Below are 21,217 nucleotides of genomic sequence, written 5' to 3'. Positions count from 1 at the left end.
TGAGAACTGGAGAGTGGACGCGAGCAACGGCCGCATCCGTTTGGGTGTGGTTGGTGTTCGTACTGTGAATGAACCGAGGCGCATCGGTCCGTTGTGGCTGGTGCGGCCTGGACGCATCCCTGTTGTGGGGTGTGTGTGTTCGTTCGTTTGTTTCGTGTCGGCCATGCCCTGTTGTGGGGTGTGGTTGATGTGTGTGATGATCTGATAGTCGAGTGTTCCAGTTGGACACAGTTTTGTGTTTTTCGTTGTGTGTTCGCGATGGCCGCCCATGGGTCCCTGTTGGGGCTGGTGGTCGGGTTGTTGTGAAGGGCGCAGTGGTGGATGCCTTGGCAGACAGTACCGATGAAGGACGCGTGGGGCCGCGATAGTCCTCGGGGAGCCGCCGACATGGCTTTGATCCGAGGGTTTCCGAATGGGGCAACCCGCCAGCCGTCATGGGCTGGCACCGCATGTTGTGCGGGGGGTACGCAGGGAAGTGAAACATCTCAGTACCTGCAGGAGAGGATACTCCGTGAGTAGTGGCGAGCGAAAGCGGATGATGGCTAAACCGTGGTCGTGTGATACCCGTCGGGGGTTGCGGCTTCGGTGTCGTGGGAGCGTGTGTCCCGGTGCCGACGTGCCGGGCGTCAGTGATAAAACCGTGTGTGAGGCGAACCGGGTTGGATACCGGGCCGTAGAGGGTGATGGCCCCGTAGCCGAACGCGCATGGTCTGGCGATCGCGTCTCCCGAGTAGCGCGGGCCTCGTGGAATCCCGTGTGAATCCGCCCAGACCGTTGGGTAAGCCTGAGTATAGCTGTCTGACCGATAGTGGACGAGTACCGTGAGGGAAAGGTGAAAAGCACCCCGGGAGGGGAGTGAAAGAGTTCCTGAAACCGTGCGCCTACGAACCGTCGGAGCCTGGATTCGTCCGGGTGACGGCGTGCCTATCGAAAAATGAGTCTGCGAGTCAGTGGCATGTGGCGAGCATAAGCCGTGTGGCGTATGCGTAGCGAAAGCGAGTCTGAAAAGGCGTTTTTTCAGTCGCGTGTCCTGGACCCGAAGCGGGATGATCTAGCCCTGGGCAGGTTGAAGCGTGGGTAAGACCGCGTGGAGGACCGCACCCACTTAGGTTGAAAACTGAGGGGATGACCTGGGGTTAGGGGTGAAAGGCCAATCAAATTCCGTGATAGCTGGTTCTCTCCGAAATGCATTTAGGTGCAGCGTCGGTTGATTGCGCGCAGGGGGTAGAGCTACTGGATGCTTGCGGGCCCGTACCGGGTACCAACAGCAACCAAACTCCGAATACCTGTCGCGTGTATGCCGGCGGTGAGTCGGCGGGGGATAAGCTCCGTCGTCGAGAGGGAGACAGCCCAGACCGTCGTCTAAGGTCCCCAAGCGCGTGCTAAGTGGGAAAGGATGTGGAGTCGCATAGACAGCCAGGAGGTTGGCTCAGAAGCAGCCATCCTTGAAAGAGTGCGTAACAGCTCACTGGTCTAGTGGTTCCGCGCCGACAATGTAGCGGGGCTCAAGCACGCCACCGAAGACGCGGACGCCAGTTTGTCTGGCGTGGTAGGAGAGCGTCCCTTGAGGGTCGAAGCCGCCGGGGAACCGTGTGGTGGACTTCAGGGGAGTGAGAATGCAGACATGAGTAGCGAGAGCAGGGTGAGGATCCCTGCCGCTGGATGACCAAGGGTTCCAGGGCCACGTTCGTCGTCCCTGGGTGAGTCGGGTCCTAAGGCGAGGCCGACAGGCGTAGTCGAATGGATGAACGGGTCGATATTCCCGTACCGGCCGCATGACCGATCAGCGGTCCCTTGACCGATCGCGTGTTTCCATCGGATCCGTCCTTCCTTCGGGTTGGTCGGTGATGTTCGGGTTCGCGCGTGGCGTCCTGGGGTCGAGCGCATGGAGTGACGCGGACGGGTAGCCGGCCGGGGAGGTGGTTTTCCCTGGTCAAGCGTGCGGCCCCGCCCCCAGGCAAATCCGGGGGCAGCATGGGGCGAGGCGTGATGATGGGGGCCTTGATGGCCCGATATCCGGTGATCCCGTCGGCCGAGAAAAGCTTCGGCGCGAGGTGGGCGGCCGCCCGTACCCCAAACCGACACAGGTGGTCAGGTAGAGTATACCGAAGCGAGCGAGCGAATCCTGGTCAAGGAACTCGGCAAACCGCTCCCGTGCCTTCGGCATAAGGGAGACCCCCCGCGGTGGGACGTCCTTGCGGCGTCGAGCGGTGGGGGGTGGCACAAGCCAGGGGGTAGCGACTGTTTACCAAAAACACAGGTGCATGCCAAGACGCAAGTCGCCGTATATGCACTGACGCCTGCCCGGTGCCGGAAGGTTAAGAGGATCCATCAGCGCTTTGCGCGAAGTGGTGAATTCAAGCCCCGGTAAACGGCGGTGGTAACTATAACCATCCTAAGGTAGCGAAATTCCTTGTCGGGTAAGTTCCGACCTGCACGAATGGCGTAACGACTTCCCCGCTGTCTCGACCAGGAGCTCGGCGAAATTGCAGTACGAGTAAAGATGCTCGTTAAGCGCAGAAGGACGAAAAGACCCCGGGACCTTTACTATACCTTGGTATTGGCATCAGGTGCGGATTGTGTAGCATAGGCGGGAGACTGTGAGGCATGCACGCCAGTGTGTGTGGAGTCGGCCAGTGAAATACCGCTCTGTCCCCATCTGATGCCTAACCCGGACAAGTCAGCCTTGTCGGGGAGAGTGCCTGGCGGGTAGTTTAACTGGGGCGGTTGCCTCCCAAAGAGTAACGGAGGCGCTCAAAGGTCCGCTCGGCCCGGTTGGCAATCGGGTGTCGAGTGTAATCGCACAAGCGGGCTTGACTGCGAGATCGACGGATCGAGCAGGGACGAAAGTCGGAGATAGTGATCCGGTGCCGGCGTACGGACGCGGCATCGCTCAACGGATAAAAGGTACCCCGGGGATAACAGGCTGATCATTCCCAAGAGTCCATATCGACGGGATGGTTTGGCACCTCGATGTCGGCTCGTCGCATCCTGGGGCTGGAGCAGGTCCCAAGGGTTCGGCTGTTCGCCGATTAAAGCGGCACGCGAGCTGGGTTCAGAACGTCGTGAGACAGTTTGGTCTCTATCCTCTGCGCTCGTTGGAATCCTGAGGAGGCCTGCCCATAGTACGAGAGGACCTGGGTGGACGAACCTCTGGTATGCCGGTTGTCGCGCCAGCGGCACGGCCGGTTGGCTACGTTCGGGAGGGATAACCGCTGAAAGCATCTAAGCGGGAAGCCCGCTCCAAGATAAGGATTCCTGACACCCCTCCGGGGGTGTGTGAGACCCCACATGAGACCATGTGGTCGATAGACCGGACGTGGAAGCCCCGCAAGGGGTGGAGCCGACCGGCACTAACGGTCGAAGACGACCCCCACCGCGACCCATCGCGCGGCACACGCGTGCGGGACACGCGACCATCGGGAGTCACACGGCAAAGCATCGAACACGCGAACAGACGACGACACATCGTCCCGGTACGAACACGCAGCGCGTCCACCATCCGGTCCCCAAACCAACCACCAACCGGCCCGACGGGTCGGGAACATGGATAACAGAACAACAAGTCTTGCGGCGGTCACAGCCCAGGGGAGACGCCCGGCCCCATTCCGAACCCGGAAGCTAAGACCTGGCACGGCGATGGTACTGCACCCGACAGGGTGTGGGAGAGTAGCACGCCGCCGCACCCACACTTCACACGAAAGCCCCGAATCGGCACACCGGTCCGGGGCTTTCCCATACCCACACCCCGAAACCAGCGGACAACCCAACAACACCCCAACCAACAAACCTTCGCCTTTTTGCGAATGCATGATGCATCGCATGGACCTACAATGGAACACGACTGCATTGTCCTGTCGTGGACGGATCACGGCAGCCATCGAATCGGGGAATGATGCGCAAACGTGTGACGCTCAAGGAGATCGCCAAGGAGGCCGAAGTGTCGCCGGCGGCGGTCTCGCTCGTACTCAACAACAAAAGGTCCACTTCGTTGACAGTTTGCCCCGCATGTGCGGGGATGATATCCCATAACACTGTTTGGCCACTGCTATCTTCGTTTGTCCTGCACAAGGTGGGATGATCGGACGACCGCTATCCTGAAGGCCTCGGACATGTCCTGTCCGAGGCCTTCAGGATATGTGCCGCACGCCGGTTGTGCTTGTCAGCTCTGGGGGAGGACGGCGGCGTCGCAGGAGATGTAGCGGCGCTGCCATTCAAGGCACTGGTAGGTCTGCGTCGCATCCGAAAGCGCACGATGCTCTTCGACGTCGGCGATGCCGTAACGCTGGATCAGATCGACGAGACGATGCCGTTCCGAGGGGAACAGATGCTTGTCGATCGTCATCGTGTCCAATGTCGGACGCATGAAATGGTTCGTGAACCCCAATATGCGGTGCTCGGCCTCGGCGAGGAAGCCCATGTCGAAGCGGATGTTATGGCCGATGACGACGTCGTCCTCGAGGAAATCGATGAACGGGCCGAGCACGGCCTCGAGCGACGGCATACCCTCGACCATCTCGTTGGTGATGCCGGTCAGTCGTGTGATGTTGGGTGTGATGAGCGTGCCCGGATCGACGAGCTGATCGAAGGTGTCGACGATCCTGCCGTTGCGGATCTTCACCGCACCGATCTCGGTGATGCGATCACGCTGCGCGCTCAGACCGGTCGTCTCCAGATCGAGCGCCGTGTAATCCTTCGGTAGGCGTTCGGCTGGCCGGATGACTACGGACATCGTGATTCCTCTCTGATATCCAACGCATCGGCGACCCTCTGTCGGCTGCCTTGTACGGGGATCGGCCGTGCGCTGCTCCCATGTTGTTTCTAGTGCCGAGTCTAATGTAAAACCGCCGTGAATGCGGCGCGAGTTCCAGTTTATGCGCAAGGTGTTCGCAAATCGCAGACGGCAGGGACGCAGCCATCCCGTTTTCCGGGAGCGGATGTCCGGCATCCGGCCGCTCGGTCGGCAACGGTTATCTGAGCACCGGGAACTGCGCCGTGATCGTATGGCCGTGGTCCATGTACGACGTCGTCTCCTCCATCGCCTTGCGGATGTTGCTCGCCGTGATGTCATAGGCCTCGTCGATCTCGTCGCCGTCGGCCTGCCGTCCAAGCCGCAGCCGCATCTGGTACCATATCGCGTTGCCGTGCGTCGAGGCGCTCGGGCCTTCGTTGACGAAGCCGAAGCCCTGATAGAAGCCGATGAGCCGCTCCTTGCAGGCAAGCACGATGCCGGCGCGGTGGGCGATTGCCGAATCGAGGATGACGCGGCGCATCAGATAGGCCGCGCAGCCGCGATGCTGGTAGACCGGCGCCGTGTCGACGCCGAGGATCATCTGCCAGGAACCGTCCTCGTCATGCAGATTGGCCTGCTCGTACATCGCGTCGGTCAGATCGGCGACGTTGGTCGTCATGCCGTTGATGAAGCTGACGAGCATGCCGTCGGCGAGATGCGCCGGGAAACAGGCGTCCGACGCATCGGCGTCCGGGTTGACGAGCAGCCAGAAATGCTCCGGATACGTCTCGATGCGATTCGCGAGCCTTTCGATGTCCGCGGCCTCCTTGGGAGGGAAGCACGCTGATTCAATACTGGAAAGAGCATCGAGGTCGTCCAAAGTTGCATGACGCACAAACATAGGCATCATCGTCTCTCAAGGCATAGCCAAAAGCGCAGGCCGGACCGCCTGCGTCCCGCATGGACGAACACGGCGCCGGGTAGCGCGATGTGGACGCCGGCGTTTTCGACGCTGTGAGGAAAAGCCCGGCGTGAGGGGAACCGGCACCGGGCCGGTGAGCTATATTACACGTAGAACGGTCAGGCCCCGCCATGGGAGGACCGATGCGCCATGCGCATCCGCCGCGCATGGCGCACGTTGTCGTCGCGGCGCGCGGGCATGCCGCCGCAAGCGTAGGAACGCCACCAATATGAAGGAGCGAGGAATCATGTCCGGGAACGTACAAGGCACAGGGCAATCCGCCGTCAAGACGGGGAAGACGGGCAAAATCGACGGCTCCCAGGCGACCGCGACGAAATCGGTCGTCAAACGAACGCTGACGACGAAGGACCTCATCGTCTTCGGCATGATCTTCATGGTGCCGATCGCGCCGTTCTCGATCATCGCGTCGGTCGCCTCCGTATCCCACGGCATGCCGGCGATCGCCTATCTCATCGCGATGGTCGCGATGCTGTTCACGGCATTGTCCTTCGGCATGATGGTGCCGTTGTTCCCGTCGAGCGGCAGCATCTACATCTACGCGTCGCATGAGATGAACGACTCGGTCGGCTTCGTCGTCGGATGGCTGATGATCCTGCAGTATCTGATCACGCCGGCGATCATGCTGCTCATGGCGGCGAACGCGCTGCACGAGTATCTGCCGCATATCCCGGTATGGGTGTGGTGCGTCGGCTTCCTCGTCGTCATCACGGCGATCGCGATGCGCGGCATGGGCGCTACCGTCCTAGTCGACAAGCTCGCGCTCGCGGCCGAGCTCATCGTGCTGGCGCTGTTCTTCGTATTCGGCGTCATCTACGTCTGCAAGCATCCGCAGACCGCGCACTTCTCCGGCACCGCGTTCTTCAACCCCGGCAAGTTCGACATGGGCGCGATGATGAGCGCCGTCTCGCTGTGCGCGCTGTCCTATGTGGGATTCGGCTCGATCGTGACGCTCGACGACCAATGCGTGCGTCCGAAGAAGGCGCCGGGCAAGGCGATGATCATCATCGTCCTCATCCTCGGCTTCCTGTACATGTCGATGAGCTTCCTGACGATGTGCATGGATCCCTCCGGCAACATCCTGCAGGCGAACCAGAACAGCGGCTTCTACGAGGTGGCCGGACTCGCCGGCAAGTGGCTCGGCGTCGTCTGCGCCGTCACGAACGCGCTCGCGCTCGGCCTGTTCACGTCGCTGTCCGGCATGACGGCGATCTCGAGCCTCATGTACACGATGGCCGTCGACGGCGGCCTGCCGAAGTTCCTCGCCAAGTACGACAAGAAGACGAACGTGCCGGTCGGCGCCACGCTGTTCACGGCGGCCGTGAACCTCGTGCTCATCTTCGTGTTCATCCTCCTGGGCCAGAACACGGCGGCGAAGGTGAGCAACTTCGGCGCGCTGTCCACCTATTGCATGCTCAACATCGTCGTCATCTGGGGTCTGGGGATCAAGGCGCGCGGCTATCGCGGCCGTTCGTTCTGGCGCACGATCCTGTGCCCGCTCATCGGCGCGGTCGTGACCTTCGTCATCTTCATCTCCCTGGGCTGGACCGTGTGGATCGTCGGACTGATCTGGACGGCGCTCGGCATCGTCTATTACCTTGTGTGGACGAAGGGCATGCATCGCACGATGGACCTCGAACGCAAGGTCGTCTGACCATATCCCTCCATATTCGGCAAGCGCCGTCACGATATTTCCGTCGTGGCGGCGCTTGTTTTTCCGATTGATTGGCGCGTTCGCACGCATGTTGAGCATCGTATCGATTTTTGCTATAGCGGCGCCGCCGTTTCGGCTTGTGAGGTGCCGTACAGTGTGTCACGCAGGCACGGCAGAGGGTCTGCGCACGACGAATAATACGTTCGGAAAAGCGACGATATGCAAGGAGGGACGACGCATGAGATACGCGATTCTTGGGGCCGGCGGCATGGGCGTCCAGTACGGTGTGCTGCTGCAGGAGCATGCGCACGCCGACGTCGACTTCATCGACGCGTGGACGCCGAACGTCGAGCGGATACGCGCACAGGGCGGCGCGTATGTGTCGCAGGACGGCGAGGGACGTCACCTTGTGCCGATCGACGTGTACTACCCGGAGGAGTACGACGGCGACCCCGATGTGTGGATCGTCTTCGTCAAGCAGCATCAGCTCCCGGGGCTCCTCGAGCGCGTCAGCGTATGCATCCGCCCGCGCCACCATGTGTTCTCGGCGATGAACGGCTACGGCCATTTCGAACATCTCGCGGAATACTTCGCGAAGGACCATATCTATGGCGGCACGGCGCTCATCGGCGCGTACGTCTACGGTCCCGGCGATTTCAACTTCACCGGGGGCGTCCACGCGAAGGCGATGCACATGTGCGCGTACGACGGCCACGATGCCGCCGACGATCCCGTCGAGCTCGCGTTGTACCGAGATTTCCAGGCGGCGACGCTCAATCCGACGATCGCGCCGCATTTCCTCGGCATGTGCTTCGCGAAGATCGTGTTCAACTCGGTGCTCAACACGCTGTGCACGATGTACGAGATCCGTTTCGGTGAATTCGCCGAGCATCCAAGCGCCCCGGTCCTGACGCGCCGGCTCGTCGACGAAGCGTACACGGCGGCGGAACGCGCCGGCATCACGCTTCCCGGTACGAGGGAAAGCGAGGTGGAGACGATAATGCATACGGCCGCGGTCGCGCATCCCCTGCATTATCCGTCGATGTACCAGGACCTCACGAGATGCCGCCCGACCGAAGTCGACTACATCAACGGTTACATCGCACGCCTTGGGCGCGAGCACGGCGCGCCGTGCCCGCTCCACGAGTTCGTGACGCATGAGGTGCACCTCGCCGAGCATGCGTTCGCGATCCACCATCCCGACATCGCCACGCAGCAGGCGATCGACGGACGCTGAGAGGCGACGAGGTCCAAGAACCGGCATCCGGACGGCCGCCGCATGGTCCGCACCACGCGGCGGCCTGGGCGAACACGCCCGAAACCACGCATGACCACAGCGACGTATGCAGGAACATCACCATTCGAGCAAGCGATCAAGGAGACGACAACCATCATGACGACGAAGCAGCGCATCCACACGCTCATCCGCACGGCGGCCGCCGTGCTCGCCGGCGCGGTCATCATCGCGAACAGCGCATGCGGTGACGCGCGCAGCGCATCGGCCGAGCAGATCCCGACGCCGAAGGACGGCGAGACGACGACGATCACGGTCGGCGTATGCCCCGGGCCGTACGGGGAGATGATCGACGAGGTCATCGCGCCGCTCCTGAAGGACGACGGCTACGCACTGACGACGAAGACCTTCAACGACTACGTGCAGCCGGACAAGGCGCTCGCGAGCGGCAGGATCGACGCGAACCTCATGCAGCACGGCAACTACCTGAAGAAGTTCAGCGCCGACAACGGCCTCGACCTCGTCTCGCTCGGACAGACGCCGACGCTCGGCCTCGGCGTCTATTCGAAGACGTTCGCGTCGATCGACGACATCGCCGACGGCGCGAGCGTCGCGGTCGCGAACGACGGATCGAACCTCGCACGCAGCCTCGGCGTCCTCGAGCAGAACGGGCTCGTGACGCTCAAGGACGGCATCGACGCGACGAAGGCGTCGGTCAGCGACATCGCCGACAATCCCAGGCATCTCGACATCAAACCGATCGACGCCGCGCAGCTCGCGCGTTCGCTCGACACCGTCGACGTCGCGCTCGTGCCCGGCAACTACTCGTGGGCGGCGGGGCTCGACCCGAAGGACGCGCTCGCGCTCGAACGGCAGGACGACGGCGTCATCGAGGTGTTCGCGGTCGCGGGAGCGAACAAGGACACGCATTTCGCGAAGACCGTCCGGGCACTGCTCAGCAGCGACGAATTCAAGAGCGCGATCGCCGCGAGCCGCTTCAGGGACTTCGGCAAGCCGGCGGGCTGGAACGAATAGGGGGAGACGATGACGGACATCATCACCTTGGACGACGTCTCGGTCGTCTTCGAAAGCGACGGACGTTCCGTCGAGGCGGTCAGCCACGCGAGCGTGCACATCGAGGAAGGCGAGATCTTCGGGATCGTCGGCTTCTCGGGGGCCGGCAAATCGACGCTCGTGCGCACGATCAACCTCCTCGAGCGCCCGACGTCGGGCCGTGTCGTCATCGACGGGCGCGACGTGACGGCGCTGCGCGGGACGGCGCTGCGCAAACTGCGCAGCGGCATCGGCTTCGTCTTCCAGAGCTTCAACCTCATCGACAACGTGACCGTCGCGCAGAACATCGCGTTCGCGCTCAAGGCGGCGCATGTGCCGAAGTCGCGGCACCGTGCGCGCATCGAGGAGCTGCTCAGGCTCGTCGGGCTTGAGGAGAAGATCGACAGCTACCCGTCGCAGCTTTCCGGAGGGCAGAGGCAGCGCGTGTCGATCGCGCGTGCCCTCGCGAACCATCCGCGCATCCTGCTGTGCGACGAGGCGACGAGCGCGCTCGACCCGGAGACGACCGAGGGGATCCTCGCGCTGCTCAAGCGCGTCAACGCCGAGCTCGGCGTCACGATCGTCTTCATCACGCACCAGTTCGACGTCGCGAAGGCGATCTTCGACCACGTCGCCGTCATGGAACATGGCGTCATCGTCGAACAGGGCACGACCTTCGACGTGTTCGGCTCCCCACATCACGAGACGACGCGCGCGCTCGTCGAACGCTATCTCGGCGTCGCGATCCCGAGGCGGCTCGTGCCGCAGCTGCCGTCGGGACGTCTCATCGAATTGCGATACAAGGACGAAGGCGCGCTCGAGCCGCTCATCAGCGACGTCTCACGGCATTTCGAAGTGTCGATCAACGTCCTGCACGGCAATGTCGGCTACTTCGGCACGCAGGCGATCGGCACGCTCATCGTGCTGGTGAGCGCGCGGCAGGAGGGACAGCGGGGCGCGTTCGTCGTGCAGGCGGCGATCGACGAGCTCACGTCGCGCGTCGCCGATGCGCGCGAACTGAGCGTCGCGCTCAACGACGACATCGGCGCGAGCGTCGACGCGATCTTCGCGGACGACGCATACGGCACGAGGCCGTCGGCGCATGCCGCCGACGCATACGACGGCGATGCGCATAAGGAGGTGCTCGCATGAACGACACGATCGAGATCCTCAGGGAGAACCTGGGACGGGCGTTGTGGGAGACGTGCACGATGGTCGGCATCGCGACGCTGGTCGGCGTCGTGTTCGGCACGGCGCTCGCGATCCTGCTGTTCCTCACGCAGCACCGGCTGTTCACGCCGAACAGGATCGTCAACGAAGCCGTCGGATTCGTCGTCAACGCGATCCGTTCGATGCCGTTCCTCATCCTGCTCGTCGTGCTGATCCCGCTCATCCAGCTGATCATCGGCGACCCGTACACGCCGACGGGAGGCGCGATCGCGCTGTCGATCGCGGCGATCCCGTTCTTCGCCCGCGTCGCCGAAAGCGCATTCCAGGAAGTGGACGACGGTCTGCTCGAAGCGGCGATCTCGACCGGTGCACCGGTGCGGCAGATCATCGTCGGCGCCGTGTTCCCGCAGGCGCTGCCCGGCCTCATCCGCGGCATCGTGCTGACGATCGTCTCGCTGCTCGGCTATTCGGCGATGGTCGGCACGATCGGCGCCGGCGGCATAGGCGACCTTGCGATCCAATACGGCTACAACCGCTATGAGACCGGCGTGCTCGTCGCCGTCGTGCTGCTGCTCGTCGCCGTCGTGCAGCTCATCCAATGGGTCGGCGACCGCATCGCGCTCAAGGCCACGCATTAGACGGCGCTCGGGATATGGGCCATATGGACATGCATGGATCCGCGCCCCGCGCGGGCAATGGCGGCGACGGACAACAGGACAACAGAGCAATCAACAGAGCAATAGGGAAGGAGCGTCATGGGCGTGCGGTTCTCGACGGTCACGGCGAACATGCCGGCGAACGTCTTCGAGAGGATGGACAGGAAAGTGGCCGAGGCGAGACGTGCAGGCGCCGACGTCATCGACCTGTCGAAGGGCAATCCGGACGGTTTCCCCGAACCGTTCGTCCGCGAGGCGGCGCGCGCCGGCGTCGACGATCCGGACAACGCGCGCTACACGCCCTTCGACGGCAAGCGGCGCTTCCTCGACGCGGCGGCCGGCTGGTACGGACGTGAACACGGCGTGACGCTCGACCCGTCGCGCGAGCTCCTCGCCGTCGAAGGCGCCGTCGACGGCCTGGCGACGCTGTTCAGCGTGCTGCTCGACGCCGGGGACGTCGTCGCGTTCGCCGATCCGTACTATCCGTCGTACCATGGCATGGCTGCGCTGCGCGGCGCGCGCGAGCTGCTGCTGCCGGCGCGCGCCGAGCTCGGCTGGCTGCCCGACCTCGACGCCGTACCGGCGCATGTCTGGGACGGCGTGCGCCTGCTCGTGCTCAACTACCCGAACAACCCGACCGGCGCGCAGGCGCCGGCCTCGTTCCTGCGTCGTGCGGTCGAACTCGCGCACGCCCACGACTTCATCGTGCTGCACGACTTCGCCTACGCCGGGCTGGGCGTGCGGGAGCGGCAGCCGAGCCTGCTCGAGGCGACCGGCGTCGACGAACGCGCGGTCGAGGTGTGCTCGCTGTCGAAGATGTACGCGATGGCCGGTTGGAGGGCCGGATTTATCGCCGGCAGTGAACAGGTGGTTGACGTGGCGCGGAAATTCCATTATCAAATGGGTTCTATGATTACTTCGTTCGTACAGGACGCCGGCGCGTCCGCTCTGGAAAGCGACCAGAGCGGCGTGGCACGGCAGGCGGCGCGCTATGCGGCGCGCCGCGCCGTCGTCGCCGGCGGCCTGCGCGAACTGGGATACGATCTCTTCGATTCGCCGGGCGGATTGTATGTGTGGATGCGCGCACCGGAGGGCCTCGACGGCGACCGTTTCGCCGACGAGCTGCTCGACGGCGCCGGCGTCGCCGTGCTGCCCGGTTCCTGCTTCGGCCGCGTCGGCGCCGATCATGTGCGCCTGAGCCTGCTGCAGCCGCGCGAGCGTCTCGCCGACGCCGTGGCGCGCATCGGCCGGTGTTGTTGAGGGCGGATCATCGGCGCAAGCCATCCGCCGCGTACCCCGTCACGGGACGTCACGCGGCGCAATCGTCCATAAGCAATAGCCACATAGTGGAATATCATGTGGCATGGCAACAATCATCGGTCACACTCTCGGGAAGGTCGCCTGCGACTGAACCCGACGGCAGCGAAGGAGGAATCAGCGGATGCTCGACTGGTCGTTCATCGAGCGATATGCCCCGTTCTTCGTGAACGGCGCGTGGATGACGCTGTTCATCTCCGTGTTCGGCATCGCGCTCGCCATCATCACCGGAGGCATATGCGCGGCGATCCAGACGGCGCGCATCCCGGTGCTGCGGCAGATCGTCGCCGTGTACATCGAGGTCAGCCGCAACACGCCATTGCTCGTGCAGCTGTACTTCCTGTATTTCGGCCTGCCGAAGCTCGGCTTCGTCTGGTCGGCGGAAATGTGCGCGATCATCGGCCTCGGCTTCCTCGGAGGCTCGTACATGGCCGAATCGATGCGTGCGGGACTGCAGGCGGTGCCGCAGATCCAGCGCGAGAACGCGTACATGCTCGGTTTCAATCGCATGCAGACGCTCGTGCACGTCGTCATCCCGCAGGCGATCAGCGTCTCGACGCCGGGCTTCGTCGCGAACGTCATCTTCCTGATCAAAGAGTCGTCGGTCGTCTCGGCGATCGCGCTCGCCGACGTCATGTACATGGCGAAGGACCTGATGGGCATCACCTACAACACCTACGAGTCGCTGTTCATGCTCATTGTGACCTACCTGATCATCCTGCTGCCGATTTCGATCCTCGGCACATGGCTCGAGAGGAGGTTCGACTATGCAAGGCGCTAACATCCTGCTCGAACCGGGCGTCTTCCCGCGTTTGCTGCAGGGCCTGTGGGTGACGATCTGGATCGCCGCCGTCTCGGTGGCGATGAGCGTGCCGGTCGGCCTCGTCTGCGGCTGGCTGATGACGCTGCGCAATCCGGTCATCCGCTTCATCATGCGCGTCTACCTCGATTTCATCCGCATCATGCCGCAGCTTGCGCTGCTGTTCATCGCATACTACGGCATCGCGCGCGCCTGGAACTGGAACCTCGACGCGACCGGCGCCTGCGTGCTCGTCTTCGTGCTGTGGGGCGGCGCCGAACTCGGCGACCTGACACGCGGCGCGCTGCAGTCGATTCCCGAAGTGCAGCACGAGACGGCGTACATGCTGGGACTGAGCAACTGGCAGGCCTTCATCCATGTGATCCTGCCGCAGGCCGTGCGCCGGCTGCTGCCGGGTTCGGTCAACCTCGCGACGCGCATCGTCAAGACGACGTCACTGGCCGTGCTGCTCGGCGTCGTCGAGGTGATCAAGGTCGGCCAGCAGATCATCGACGCGAACCGATTCCAATATCCGACGGGCACGCTGTGGGTCTACGGCGTGATCTTCCTGATGTACTTCATCGTGTGCTGGCCGCTGTCGCTCGTGGCACATGCACTGGAGAAAAGGTGGGCGAATGACCGAAACGACTGAGCATACCCGGCGCGACGAGGCGATCGCGCTCAAGGTGACCGATCTGAAGAAGCATTACGCGGACGCCGACACGAACGTGTTCGACGGCATCTCCTTCGAGGTGCCCAAGGGCAAGGTCCTCGTCATCGTCGGCCCGTCGGGTTCCGGCAAGTCGACGCTGCTGCGCACGATTGCCGGCCTCGAGCCGATCCAGGGCGGCACGATCGCGCTCGACGGCAGGGTCATCGAGACCGGCAGGCCCGGCAACGAGAAAAGCGGGCGCGTCAAGCGCAGCGAGGAGCTGCGCACGAAGTTCGGCATGGTGTTCCAAAGCTACGACCTGTTCCCGAACAAGGACGTGCTCGGCAACATCACGATGGCGCCGCTGCTCGTGCAGAAGCGCAAGAAGGACGAGGTGGAGCGCGAGGCGCTCGAACTGCTCGAGCGCGTGCATCTGGCCGACCGCGCGCACGCGAAGCCGCATGAGCTCTCGGGCGGCCAGCGTCAGCGCGTCGCGATCTGCCGCGCGCTGATCCTGCATCCGGAGATCCTGCTGCTCGACGAGATCACGGCGGCGCTCGACCCGGAGATGGTGCACGAGGTGCTCGAAGTCGTCGTCGAACTCGCCGACGCCGGACAGACGATGCTCATCGTCACGCACGAGATGAGCTTCGCGCGCGCGATCGCCGACCGCGTGATCCTGCTCGCCGACGGCAGGATCGAGGAACGTTCGTCCGACGCCGAGGAGTTCTTCACGCATCCGAAGACCGAACGCGCCAGGGAGTTCCTGCACTCCTTCGACTTCGTCCGCCACCGCAGCCAGCAGGCGGAGCAGGACCTCGAGGCATTCGACGCCTCATGAGCGGACGGCCGCGAACACGGCGCGCCGAACAGAAGATTTGACCATAAAGACCACGGAAGAGCACGGAAAGGAACGCAGATGAGCTCATCCATTTTCAAACAGCTGGGCAGGGCGATTGCAGCGGCGGGCGCCGCCGTCATGATGGTGACGGCGGTCGCGGCCTGCGGGCCGTCCGCATCCACGCCAAGCGAAGCCGGCTCCTCCGATACGTCGAACACGACGACGGCGAAGGCGCGCACGCTCGACGAGATCAAGAAGTCCGGTGAACTGCGCATCGCCGTCTTCTCGGACAAGGCGCCCTTCGGCTATGTGGATCAGGACGGCAAGTACGCCGGCTACGACATCGAATTCGCCGAGGCGCTCGCCAAGGGACTCGGCGTCAAGCCGGCATACACGTCGGTCGATCCGGCCGCGCGCGTCGACGTGCTCGCGTCGAACAAGGTCGACGTGACGCTCGCGAACTTCACCGAGACGCCGGAACGCGCCGAGAAGGTCGACTTCTCGAAGCCGTACATGAAGGTCTCGCTCGGCATCGTCTCGCCGGAGAGCAACGAGATCACCGACGTCAGCCAGCTCAAAGGCAAGACGCTCATCGTCGCGAAGGGCACGACGGCCGAGACCTACTTCGAGAAGAACCATCCGGAGATCAAGCTGCAGAAGTACGACCAGTACGCGGATGCCTACAACGCGCTGCTCGACGGCCGCGGCGACGCGATGAGCACCGACAACACCGAGGTGCTCGCCTGGGCGAAGGCCAACAAGGGCTTCAAGGTGGGCGTCACCGACATCGGCGACGTCGACGTCATCGCCGCCGCTGTGCAGAAGGGCAACACGCAGCTGCTCGACTACATCAATGACGAGATCGTCAAGCTCGGCAAGGAGAACTTCTTCCACAAGGACTTCGAGAAGACGCTCAAGCCGGTCTACGGCGACGAGGTCAACCCCGACGACATCGTCGTCGAAAGCGGCGAACTCGACAAGTGATACGCCCGGCCGTCGGCATGACGACGGCTCTGACGCACTGCCATCGCGGCCCCGCGCATCCCGGACGGATGCGCGGGGCCGCGCCATGTTCGGTGGCAAGGAACGCGGCCCGTTCCGGCTCTCGGAACGGCGACGCGGCGGGCGGCACCGGCGCGGTACAGTGGAAGCCATTGTGCCCGTGCGGGCACAGGAAACGAGGTAACCACCATGACCCCAGGCACCATTGCGCTGATCGTCGTCGCCGTCCTGCTGATCGTCGTGCTGTGCTGCTCGTGCTACATCGTGCCGCAGCAGCAGGCGTACATCATCGAACGGTTCGGCAAGTTCAAGAAGGTGACCTTCGCCGGCATCCATGTGAAGATCCCCTTCGTCGACCAGATCGCGATGAAGACGAACATGCGCGTCAGCCAGCTCAACGTCAAGATCGAGACGAAGACGCTCGACAACGTGTTCGTCGAGATCGTCGCGAGCACGCAGTACCGCGTCAACGCCGCCGACGTGGCGAAGGCCTACTACGAGCTGCGCGACCCGGCGGGCCAGCTGCGCGCCTACATGGAGGACGCGCTCAGAAGCGCGATCCCGATGCTCACGCTCGACGACGCCTTCGCGAAGAAGGACTCGGTCGCCGCCGACGTCCAGCAGACCGTCGGCGCCGAGATGATGCGCTTCGGCTTCACCGTCGTCAAGACGCTGATCACGTCGATCGACCCGAGTCCAGCCGTCAAGGCGGCGATGGATTCGATCAACGCCGCGCAGCGCGAAAAGGAGGCGACGCGCCAGCGCGCCGAGGCGCAGCGCATCCAGATCGAGACGCAGGCGGCCGCCGAGGCCGAGAAGGTGCGTCTGCAGGGCGAGGGCCAGGCGAACTACCGCCGCGAGATCGCGACCGGCATCGTCGACCAGATCAAGAGCCTGCAGGCCGTCGGCATGGACATCACCGAAGTGAACAACGTCGTGCTGTTCAACCAGTACCTCGACGTGCTGCGCTCGCTCTCCGACTCGCCGAACGGCAAGACGGTCGTGCTGCCGGCGTCGACGCCGGGCGGCTACCGCGACCTATACGAGCAGATGACGAACGCGATGCTCACCGCGCAGGAGAACGCGCCGACGACGATGCCGCCGGCGCCGCGCGCCTGATCCGGGTCCGGCGATGCGGCCGTGATGGCGACGGTCAGGAGGCGAGGAATGCGGCGATCGGCTCGGCGGCCGCGTAGCCGGCGCGGTACATGCGCTCGAGCCCCTCGTAGGTCTTCGACATCGTCGACAGCCCGTAGAGGTCCTCGGGGGCGAGGATGAGCACGCGGCCCTCCTGCTCGTAGCGTTTGGCGAGCGCGACCTCGTCGTTGTAGGTGCGGTAGCGGTTGAGCAGCGCCTCGCCGGCGGCCGGATAGGAGTGCGAGAGCAGCTTCGCCGGGGCGACGTCCTTGTGCTGTTCGCGCAGCACGTCCTTCAGCCGCGTCAGTACGACGACGATGCGGTCGTAGCCGGCGTCGACGGCGCGCTGCACCGGGACCGGGTCGGCGATGCCGCCGTCGAAGTACGGCACGTCGTCGATGACGACGGGCTTGCAGGCGACCGGCACGGCCGAGGACGCCTTGAGGATCGTGTAGTCGTCGTAGCGCATGTCGTGCTTCGTGAAATAGTGCGGTTCGCCGGTCAGGCCGTCGGCGGCGACGACGGTGAATTCGGTCGGGTTGGCGGCGAAGGCCTCGTAGTCGAGCGGGTATTCGCCGTCGTGGTTGCTCAATGTGCCGTAGACGTAGTCGAGGTCGCAGTAGTTGCCGGTGCGCACGTAGGCGTCCATGCTCGCATATTCCTTGCGGAACGCGAATTCGGTGTAGAAGCGGTGCGCGCGCGTGTTCTGCCTTGCGATGAACGACGCGAGGTTCGCGCTGCCCGCGGAGATGCCGTAGGCGTGGTCGAAGGAGATGCCTTCGTCGAGGCAGCGGTCGAGGACTCCGGCGCCGAAGATCGCGCGGAAACCGCCGCCGACGTCGATGATTGCTGTGCTGTTCGTCATTCGAGCATTGTACGTCACCGCCGCAGACCGGTTTCGCCGCCGGTTTCCAGCAGTTCCTCGGCGAGCGCGGCGACACGCGGCGACGGGTCAGAGTTCGTCAGCGTGGCGCCGCCTTCGGCCGTGTCGGGCGCGAGCGCGCCGAGCGATTCGAGGATGACGTCGAGATGGTGGACGGTGCCGGCGTTGCCGTCGACGATCGCGACGTTGTCGGGCAGCAGTTCGCGGAAGTAGTCGCGGTAGAAGATGAAATGGGTGCAGCCGAGCACGACCGAGTCGATCGAGTCGAGGTCGTAGCGGTCGAAGTAACCGTGGAGCGTGCGCATGACGAGGTCGTGGTCGGCGAGCCGTCCCTCCTCGACGATGCGGACGAGTTCGGGGCACGGCTGCGGGAAGATCGTGTGGCCGGATTCGAAGCGGTGCATCAGCGCGGCGAACTTGTGTTCACGCAAGGTCAGTGGCGTGGCGGCGACGATGACGCGCTGACGGCGTCCGTGGCCGCGGTCGCAGGCGACCTTGAGCGCGGGCTCCATGCCGATGATCGGCAGATTGTAGTGGTCGCGCAGCGCGGCTGCGGCGGCCGACGTGGCCGTGTTGCAGGCGATGACGATCGCCTTGGCGCCCTGGGCGACGAGGTCCTCGACGATCTGCTCGGACAGTGCGCGCACCTGTTCGGGCGTCTTCGTGCCGTAGGGCGCGTGCTCGGAGTCGCCGAAGAACATGATGCGCTCGTGCGGCATCTCGCGGCGGATCTCACGGACGACGGAGATGCCGCCCAAGCCGGAATCGAATACGCCGATCGGAGCCGACGAAGCCATGATGGTGCCTCCTGACAGAGCCGTTGCGCGCGACGCGGGGCCGCGCCTCCCAAGGCGTCATTATACGAAGCGGCGCGCACCGCTACGCGCATCGGGGAATCAAAGGGGCGGCTGTGCGGGTACAGTGAGGCATATGAGCATTGCAACGACGGTATACAAGACGCAAGGCACCGGCAACGACTTCGTCATGTTCGAGGACGCGGACGGCACGTACGATCCGCAGCCCAAGGAGATCGCGGCGATCTGCGACAGGCATTTCGGCATCGGCGCCGACGGACTGATTCGCGTCACGAAGCCGCAGTACGTCGGGGACATCAGCGAGGAGGACCTCAAGGCGTGCGAGGACGGCGGCGCCGAGTGGTTCATGGACTACCGAAACGCCGACGGTTCGATCGCGCAGATGTGCGGCAACGGTTCGCGCGCGACGGCGCTGTTCATCCGCACGATGCACGGCATCGACGGCGACGAGCCGCTCAGGCTCGGCACGCGCGCCGGCGTCAAGACGCTGACGCCGATGCCCGACAACGACGAGCTCGGCACGCATCTGTTCCGCGTCGACATGGGCGTCTGGAAGATCGGCGACGTCGACGCGCACATCGTGACGGTCGCGGATTCGGACGGCTCGGGCAAGGGCACCTTCGTCGACATGGGCAATCCGCATGTCGTGACCGTCGTCGAGGACGCATTCAGCACGCTGCCGGTGCTCGAGGACCTCGACCTCGACGAGGCGCCGGTCGTGACGCCGGCGATCGAGGAGGGACAGAACGTCGAGTTCGTGCGCATCGATGAGATCGACGACGGCGAGGGCCGCGGCGAGGCGACGATGCGCGTGTTCGAACGCGGCTGCGGCGAGACGTTGTCGTGCGGCACCGGCCTGTGCGCGACGGCCGTCGTGCTGCATGCGAAGACCGGCGTCAACCATTGGCGCATCACCGTGCGCGGCGGCAAGGTCGACGTCGACGTGACCGGCGACGACGTCATGCTGACCGGGCCGGCGGCGATCGTCGCGAAGATCGAGATGCTGTGACCCGCCGTGGCCGCCGTCGACGGTGGGTCACAGCGGATCACAGCCACTGCGCGCGGGGAGGGCGAACGCTCACCCCGCGCGCAGCTGCATGCCGTAGGGGATGAACATCAGGCCGAACCAGACGAAGCAGGCGACGATCGCGAGCGCGGCGAGCATGACGACGACGCTGACGACGATGCCGGCGATCGTCAGGCCGCGACCGTGCAATGCATGGCCGCGGCGATGCGGGCGAGCGCGACGATCGAGCAGGCGAGGCCGGCCGGCGGCAGCAGCCACGCGCAGACGAAGCCGACGACGGCGAAGACGCTCCAGCGTTCGGTCATGCGCGGCGGCGCGGGGGAGGGGGACGGCGAAGTCATCGTGCTCCTTGGCAATGAGAGGAAAGGGAATCGTGCGGGCAATCGCTGCGGTTCAGGCGAAGAGATAGGCGCCGTCCTTGACGAGGATGAGCGTGACGAGCGCGACGATCCAGACGGCGTCGACCATCAGGTCGAAGTTGAGGCGGTAGTATTTGCGCAGGCCGGCGGCGCGCGTCGGCAGCCCCTGGACGGTGACGGTCACGTGGCTGACGGCGATGAATTGGATCGTCGTCGCGAAGCACAGCACGAGGCACCACGGGCACAGCGCGTTGATGACGAACAGCGACTGCGTCGTCAGCCAATACGAGTAGGCGAGCGCGGCGAGGGAGCCGAACCATGTGCAGGCCGCGAACCAGCGCGGCATGCGCATGCGCGCCAACCCGATGACGGCGATCGTGCAGAACACCGATTCGGCGGCGATGCCGAAGAACGCGTTCGGGTAGCTCAGGCCGGCGAACTTGACGATCTCCGCCTGCCAGGAGTCGGCGACGGCGGAGCAGGAGAGCACGGCGTTGACGTCGCACGACAGCAGCTTGCCGGGTTCGCGCGCCATCTGCAGCGTCTCGGCGGACAGGACGAAGGAGACGACGAGCGCGAGGCCGGAGGCGGCGAGCATGACGAGATACAGCCAGACGGCTCCGTGGCGCCAGCCGCGTGGCATGTCGGCGGGGACGGCCGGCGCGCCGGTCTCCTTGGCCGGGATGGATACGGGCCGTGCCGTCGCCTGATGCGGCTGTTCGGATTGGGTGCTCCGCTGCCGGTTCGCTGCCATATTGGCCTCCTCGATGCGTCGGACGTGGGTGCGGCGCGGCCGGTGGCGGGCGCCGCTGTGGAACAGTGTACAAAACGCTGGCCCGCATGGGCGAATCGGCGATTGCGCGGATCTCAGTGATTTCGCCGAATGCGCGCGGCGCCGCGGCGCGAC

The 21,217-nt window shown here is 64.3% G+C and carries 20 protein-coding genes and 2 rRNA genes; 15 read left to right on the top strand and 7 right to left on the bottom strand.

Annotated elements, in window-relative coordinates:
• Positions 1–293 precede the first annotated feature (293 nt).
• From BcFMB_RS00520 to BcFMB_RS10005, 3 genes are all read left to right on the top strand, one after another.
• Positions 294–3,376 (top strand): 23S ribosomal RNA (locus BcFMB_RS00520).
• A gap of 193 nt (positions 3,377–3,569) precedes the next feature.
• A 5S ribosomal RNA gene (gene rrf / locus BcFMB_RS00515) occupies positions 3,570–3,686 on the top strand.
• 206 nt (positions 3,687–3,892) lie between these two features.
• Positions 3,893–4,081, top strand: a complete 189-nt coding sequence (locus BcFMB_RS10005; RefSeq protein WP_081707920.1) for a LacI family DNA-binding transcriptional regulator — start codon at positions 3,893–3,895, stop codon at positions 4,079–4,081.
• A gap of 81 nt (positions 4,082–4,162) precedes the next feature.
• Here the strand turns inward: BcFMB_RS10005 and BcFMB_RS00505 are convergent, their stop codons facing one another.
• Complete coding sequence (locus BcFMB_RS00505) at positions 4,163–4,720, bottom strand: 3'-5' exonuclease (RefSeq protein WP_024540706.1); 558 nt, start codon at positions 4,718–4,720, stop codon at positions 4,163–4,165.
• Positions 4,721–4,970: 250 nt separating this feature from the next.
• Positions 4,971–5,633, bottom strand: coding sequence for a GNAT family N-acetyltransferase (locus BcFMB_RS00500; RefSeq protein ID WP_033491490.1), 663 nt, complete (start codon positions 5,631–5,633; stop codon positions 4,971–4,973).
• Between the two features lie 307 nt (positions 5,634–5,940).
• Between BcFMB_RS00500 and BcFMB_RS00495 the strand changes: the two genes are divergently transcribed.
• The 11 genes from BcFMB_RS00495 to BcFMB_RS00445 all read left to right on the top strand — a co-directional run bounded on the left by BcFMB_RS00495 (position 5,941) and on the right by BcFMB_RS00445 (position 17,208).
• Positions 5,941–7,365: an APC family permease gene (locus BcFMB_RS00495; protein ID WP_099720723.1), complete on the top strand. Its 1,425-nt coding sequence runs from the start codon at positions 5,941–5,943 to the stop codon at positions 7,363–7,365.
• 238 nt (positions 7,366–7,603) lie between these two features.
• Positions 7,604–8,602 (top strand): ketopantoate reductase family protein, encoded by a 999-nt coding sequence (locus BcFMB_RS00490; protein ID WP_099720722.1) that lies wholly within the window; start codon positions 7,604–7,606, stop codon positions 8,600–8,602.
• Positions 8,603–8,758: 156 nt separating this feature from the next.
• Positions 8,759–9,634, top strand: a complete 876-nt coding sequence (locus BcFMB_RS00485) for a MetQ/NlpA family ABC transporter substrate-binding protein (RefSeq protein ID WP_024540702.1) — start codon at positions 8,759–8,761, stop codon at positions 9,632–9,634.
• A 9-nt stretch (positions 9,635–9,643) separates the two neighbouring features.
• Positions 9,644–10,804, top strand: a complete 1,161-nt coding sequence (locus BcFMB_RS00480) for a methionine ABC transporter ATP-binding protein (protein WP_099720721.1) — start codon at positions 9,644–9,646, stop codon at positions 10,802–10,804.
• The gene (locus BcFMB_RS00475) at positions 10,801–11,460 is read left to right on the top strand and encodes a methionine ABC transporter permease (RefSeq protein WP_024540700.1); all 660 of its coding nucleotides are present in this window, start codon (positions 10,801–10,803) and stop codon (positions 11,458–11,460) included. The genes BcFMB_RS00480 and BcFMB_RS00475 overlap by 4 nt, the downstream gene beginning before the upstream one ends.
• A 117-nt stretch (positions 11,461–11,577) precedes the next feature.
• On the top strand, positions 11,578–12,738 hold the full coding sequence (locus BcFMB_RS00470) for a pyridoxal phosphate-dependent aminotransferase (RefSeq protein ID WP_099720720.1): 1,161 nt from the start codon (positions 11,578–11,580) through the stop codon (positions 12,736–12,738).
• Positions 12,739–12,919: 181 nt separating this feature from the next.
• Positions 12,920–13,576, top strand: coding sequence for an amino acid ABC transporter permease (locus BcFMB_RS00465; RefSeq protein WP_099720719.1), 657 nt, complete (start codon positions 12,920–12,922; stop codon positions 13,574–13,576).
• Entirely contained in the window at positions 13,563–14,246 is a 684-nt protein-coding gene (locus BcFMB_RS00460) for an amino acid ABC transporter permease (RefSeq protein ID WP_024540697.1), read from the top strand. The genes BcFMB_RS00465 and BcFMB_RS00460 overlap by 14 nt, the downstream gene beginning before the upstream one ends.
• Positions 14,230–15,087, top strand: a complete 858-nt coding sequence (locus tag BcFMB_RS00455; RefSeq protein WP_024540696.1) for an amino acid ABC transporter ATP-binding protein — start codon at positions 14,230–14,232, stop codon at positions 15,085–15,087. Before BcFMB_RS00460 ends, BcFMB_RS00455 begins: the two co-directional genes overlap by 17 nt.
• A gap of 78 nt (positions 15,088–15,165) precedes the next feature.
• Positions 15,166–16,071: a cysteine ABC transporter substrate-binding protein gene (locus BcFMB_RS00450; RefSeq protein WP_024540695.1), complete on the top strand. Its 906-nt coding sequence runs from the start codon at positions 15,166–15,168 to the stop codon at positions 16,069–16,071.
• A 207-nt stretch (positions 16,072–16,278) separates the two neighbouring features.
• On the top strand, positions 16,279–17,208 hold the full coding sequence (locus BcFMB_RS00445; protein WP_099720718.1) for an SPFH domain-containing protein: 930 nt from the start codon (positions 16,279–16,281) through the stop codon (positions 17,206–17,208).
• A gap of 34 nt (positions 17,209–17,242) precedes the next feature.
• Here the strand turns inward: BcFMB_RS00445 and BcFMB_RS00440 are convergent, their stop codons facing one another.
• On the bottom strand, positions 17,243–18,091 hold the full coding sequence (locus tag BcFMB_RS00440; RefSeq protein ID WP_033491488.1) for a patatin-like phospholipase family protein: 849 nt from the start codon (positions 18,089–18,091) through the stop codon (positions 17,243–17,245).
• A gap of 14 nt (positions 18,092–18,105) precedes the next feature.
• On the bottom strand, positions 18,106–18,906 hold the full coding sequence (gene murI, locus BcFMB_RS00435; protein WP_099720717.1) for a glutamate racemase: 801 nt from the start codon (positions 18,904–18,906) through the stop codon (positions 18,106–18,108).
• A gap of 133 nt (positions 18,907–19,039) precedes the next feature.
• Here murI and dapF point away from each other — a divergent pair, with 133 nt between their 5' ends.
• Positions 19,040–19,933 carry a diaminopimelate epimerase gene (dapF, locus tag BcFMB_RS00430; RefSeq protein WP_099720716.1) on the top strand — a complete coding sequence of 298 codons (894 nt, stop codon included), beginning with the start codon at positions 19,040–19,042 and terminating at the stop codon, positions 19,931–19,933.
• Positions 19,934–20,002: 69 nt separating this feature from the next.
• Here the strand turns inward: dapF and BcFMB_RS09445 are convergent, their stop codons facing one another.
• Genes BcFMB_RS09445 through BcFMB_RS00425 form a run of 3 tightly spaced genes read right to left on the bottom strand, consistent with a single transcriptional unit; the run spans position 20,003 to position 20,953 of the window.
• Positions 20,003–20,140 (bottom strand): hypothetical protein, encoded by a 138-nt coding sequence (locus BcFMB_RS09445; RefSeq protein ID WP_157774975.1) that lies wholly within the window; start codon positions 20,138–20,140, stop codon positions 20,003–20,005.
• Positions 20,122–20,292 carry a hypothetical protein gene (locus tag BcFMB_RS09440; protein ID WP_157774973.1) on the bottom strand — a complete coding sequence of 57 codons (171 nt, stop codon included), beginning with the start codon at positions 20,290–20,292 and terminating at the stop codon, positions 20,122–20,124. The genes BcFMB_RS09445 and BcFMB_RS09440 overlap by 19 nt, the downstream gene beginning before the upstream one ends.
• 52 nt (positions 20,293–20,344) lie before the next feature.
• Positions 20,345–20,953: a vitamin K epoxide reductase family protein gene (locus BcFMB_RS00425; protein WP_099721658.1), complete on the bottom strand. Its 609-nt coding sequence runs from the start codon at positions 20,951–20,953 to the stop codon at positions 20,345–20,347.
• Positions 20,954–21,217: the final 264 nt, after the last annotated feature.

The organism is Bifidobacterium choerinum, assembly GCF_002761235.1.
Classification (GTDB): Bacteria; Actinomycetota; Actinomycetes; order Actinomycetales; family Bifidobacteriaceae; genus Bifidobacterium; species Bifidobacterium choerinum.
The sequence above is the reverse complement of the archived record's forward strand: the minus strand, read 5'-3'. Positions and strand labels throughout refer to the sequence as shown.

Coding starts and splice junctions, on each gene's coding strand:
- BcFMB_RS00465 (WP_099720719.1), top strand. CDS start 12,920: ATGCTCGACTGGTCGTTCATCGAGCGATATGCCCCGTTCTTCGTGAAC.
- BcFMB_RS00490 (WP_099720722.1), top strand. CDS start 7,604: ATGAGATACGCGATTCTTGGGGCCGGCGGCATGGGCGTCCAGTACGGT.
- BcFMB_RS00450 (WP_024540695.1), top strand. CDS start 15,166: ATGAGCTCATCCATTTTCAAACAGCTGGGCAGGGCGATTGCAGCGGCG.
- BcFMB_RS00485 (WP_024540702.1), top strand. CDS start 8,759: ATGACGACGAAGCAGCGCATCCACACGCTCATCCGCACGGCGGCCGCC.
- BcFMB_RS09440 (WP_157774973.1), bottom strand. CDS start 20,292: ATGACTTCGCCGTCCCCCTCCCCCGCGCCGCCGCGCATGACCGAACGC.
- BcFMB_RS00480 (WP_099720721.1), top strand. CDS start 9,644: ATGACGGACATCATCACCTTGGACGACGTCTCGGTCGTCTTCGAAAGC.
- dapF (WP_099720716.1), top strand. CDS start 19,040: ATGAGCATTGCAACGACGGTATACAAGACGCAAGGCACCGGCAACGAC.
- BcFMB_RS00500 (WP_033491490.1), bottom strand. CDS start 5,633: ATGTTTGTGCGTCATGCAACTTTGGACGACCTCGATGCTCTTTCCAGT.
- BcFMB_RS00475 (WP_024540700.1), top strand. CDS start 10,801: ATGAACGACACGATCGAGATCCTCAGGGAGAACCTGGGACGGGCGTTG.
- BcFMB_RS00470 (WP_099720720.1), top strand. CDS start 11,578: ATGGGCGTGCGGTTCTCGACGGTCACGGCGAACATGCCGGCGAACGTC.
- BcFMB_RS00440 (WP_033491488.1), bottom strand. CDS start 18,091: ATGACGAACAGCACAGCAATCATCGACGTCGGCGGCGGTTTCCGCGCG.
- BcFMB_RS00425 (WP_099721658.1), bottom strand. CDS start 20,953: ATGCCACGCGGCTGGCGCCACGGAGCCGTCTGGCTGTATCTCGTCATG.
- BcFMB_RS00445 (WP_099720718.1), top strand. CDS start 16,279: ATGACCCCAGGCACCATTGCGCTGATCGTCGTCGCCGTCCTGCTGATC.
- BcFMB_RS10005 (WP_081707920.1), top strand. CDS start 3,893: ATGATGCGCAAACGTGTGACGCTCAAGGAGATCGCCAAGGAGGCCGAA.
- BcFMB_RS00495 (WP_099720723.1), top strand. CDS start 5,941: ATGTCCGGGAACGTACAAGGCACAGGGCAATCCGCCGTCAAGACGGGG.
- BcFMB_RS00460 (WP_024540697.1), top strand. CDS start 13,563: ATGCAAGGCGCTAACATCCTGCTCGAACCGGGCGTCTTCCCGCGTTTG.
- BcFMB_RS00455 (WP_024540696.1), top strand. CDS start 14,230: ATGACCGAAACGACTGAGCATACCCGGCGCGACGAGGCGATCGCGCTC.
- murI (WP_099720717.1), bottom strand. CDS start 18,906: ATGGCTTCGTCGGCTCCGATCGGCGTATTCGATTCCGGCTTGGGCGGC.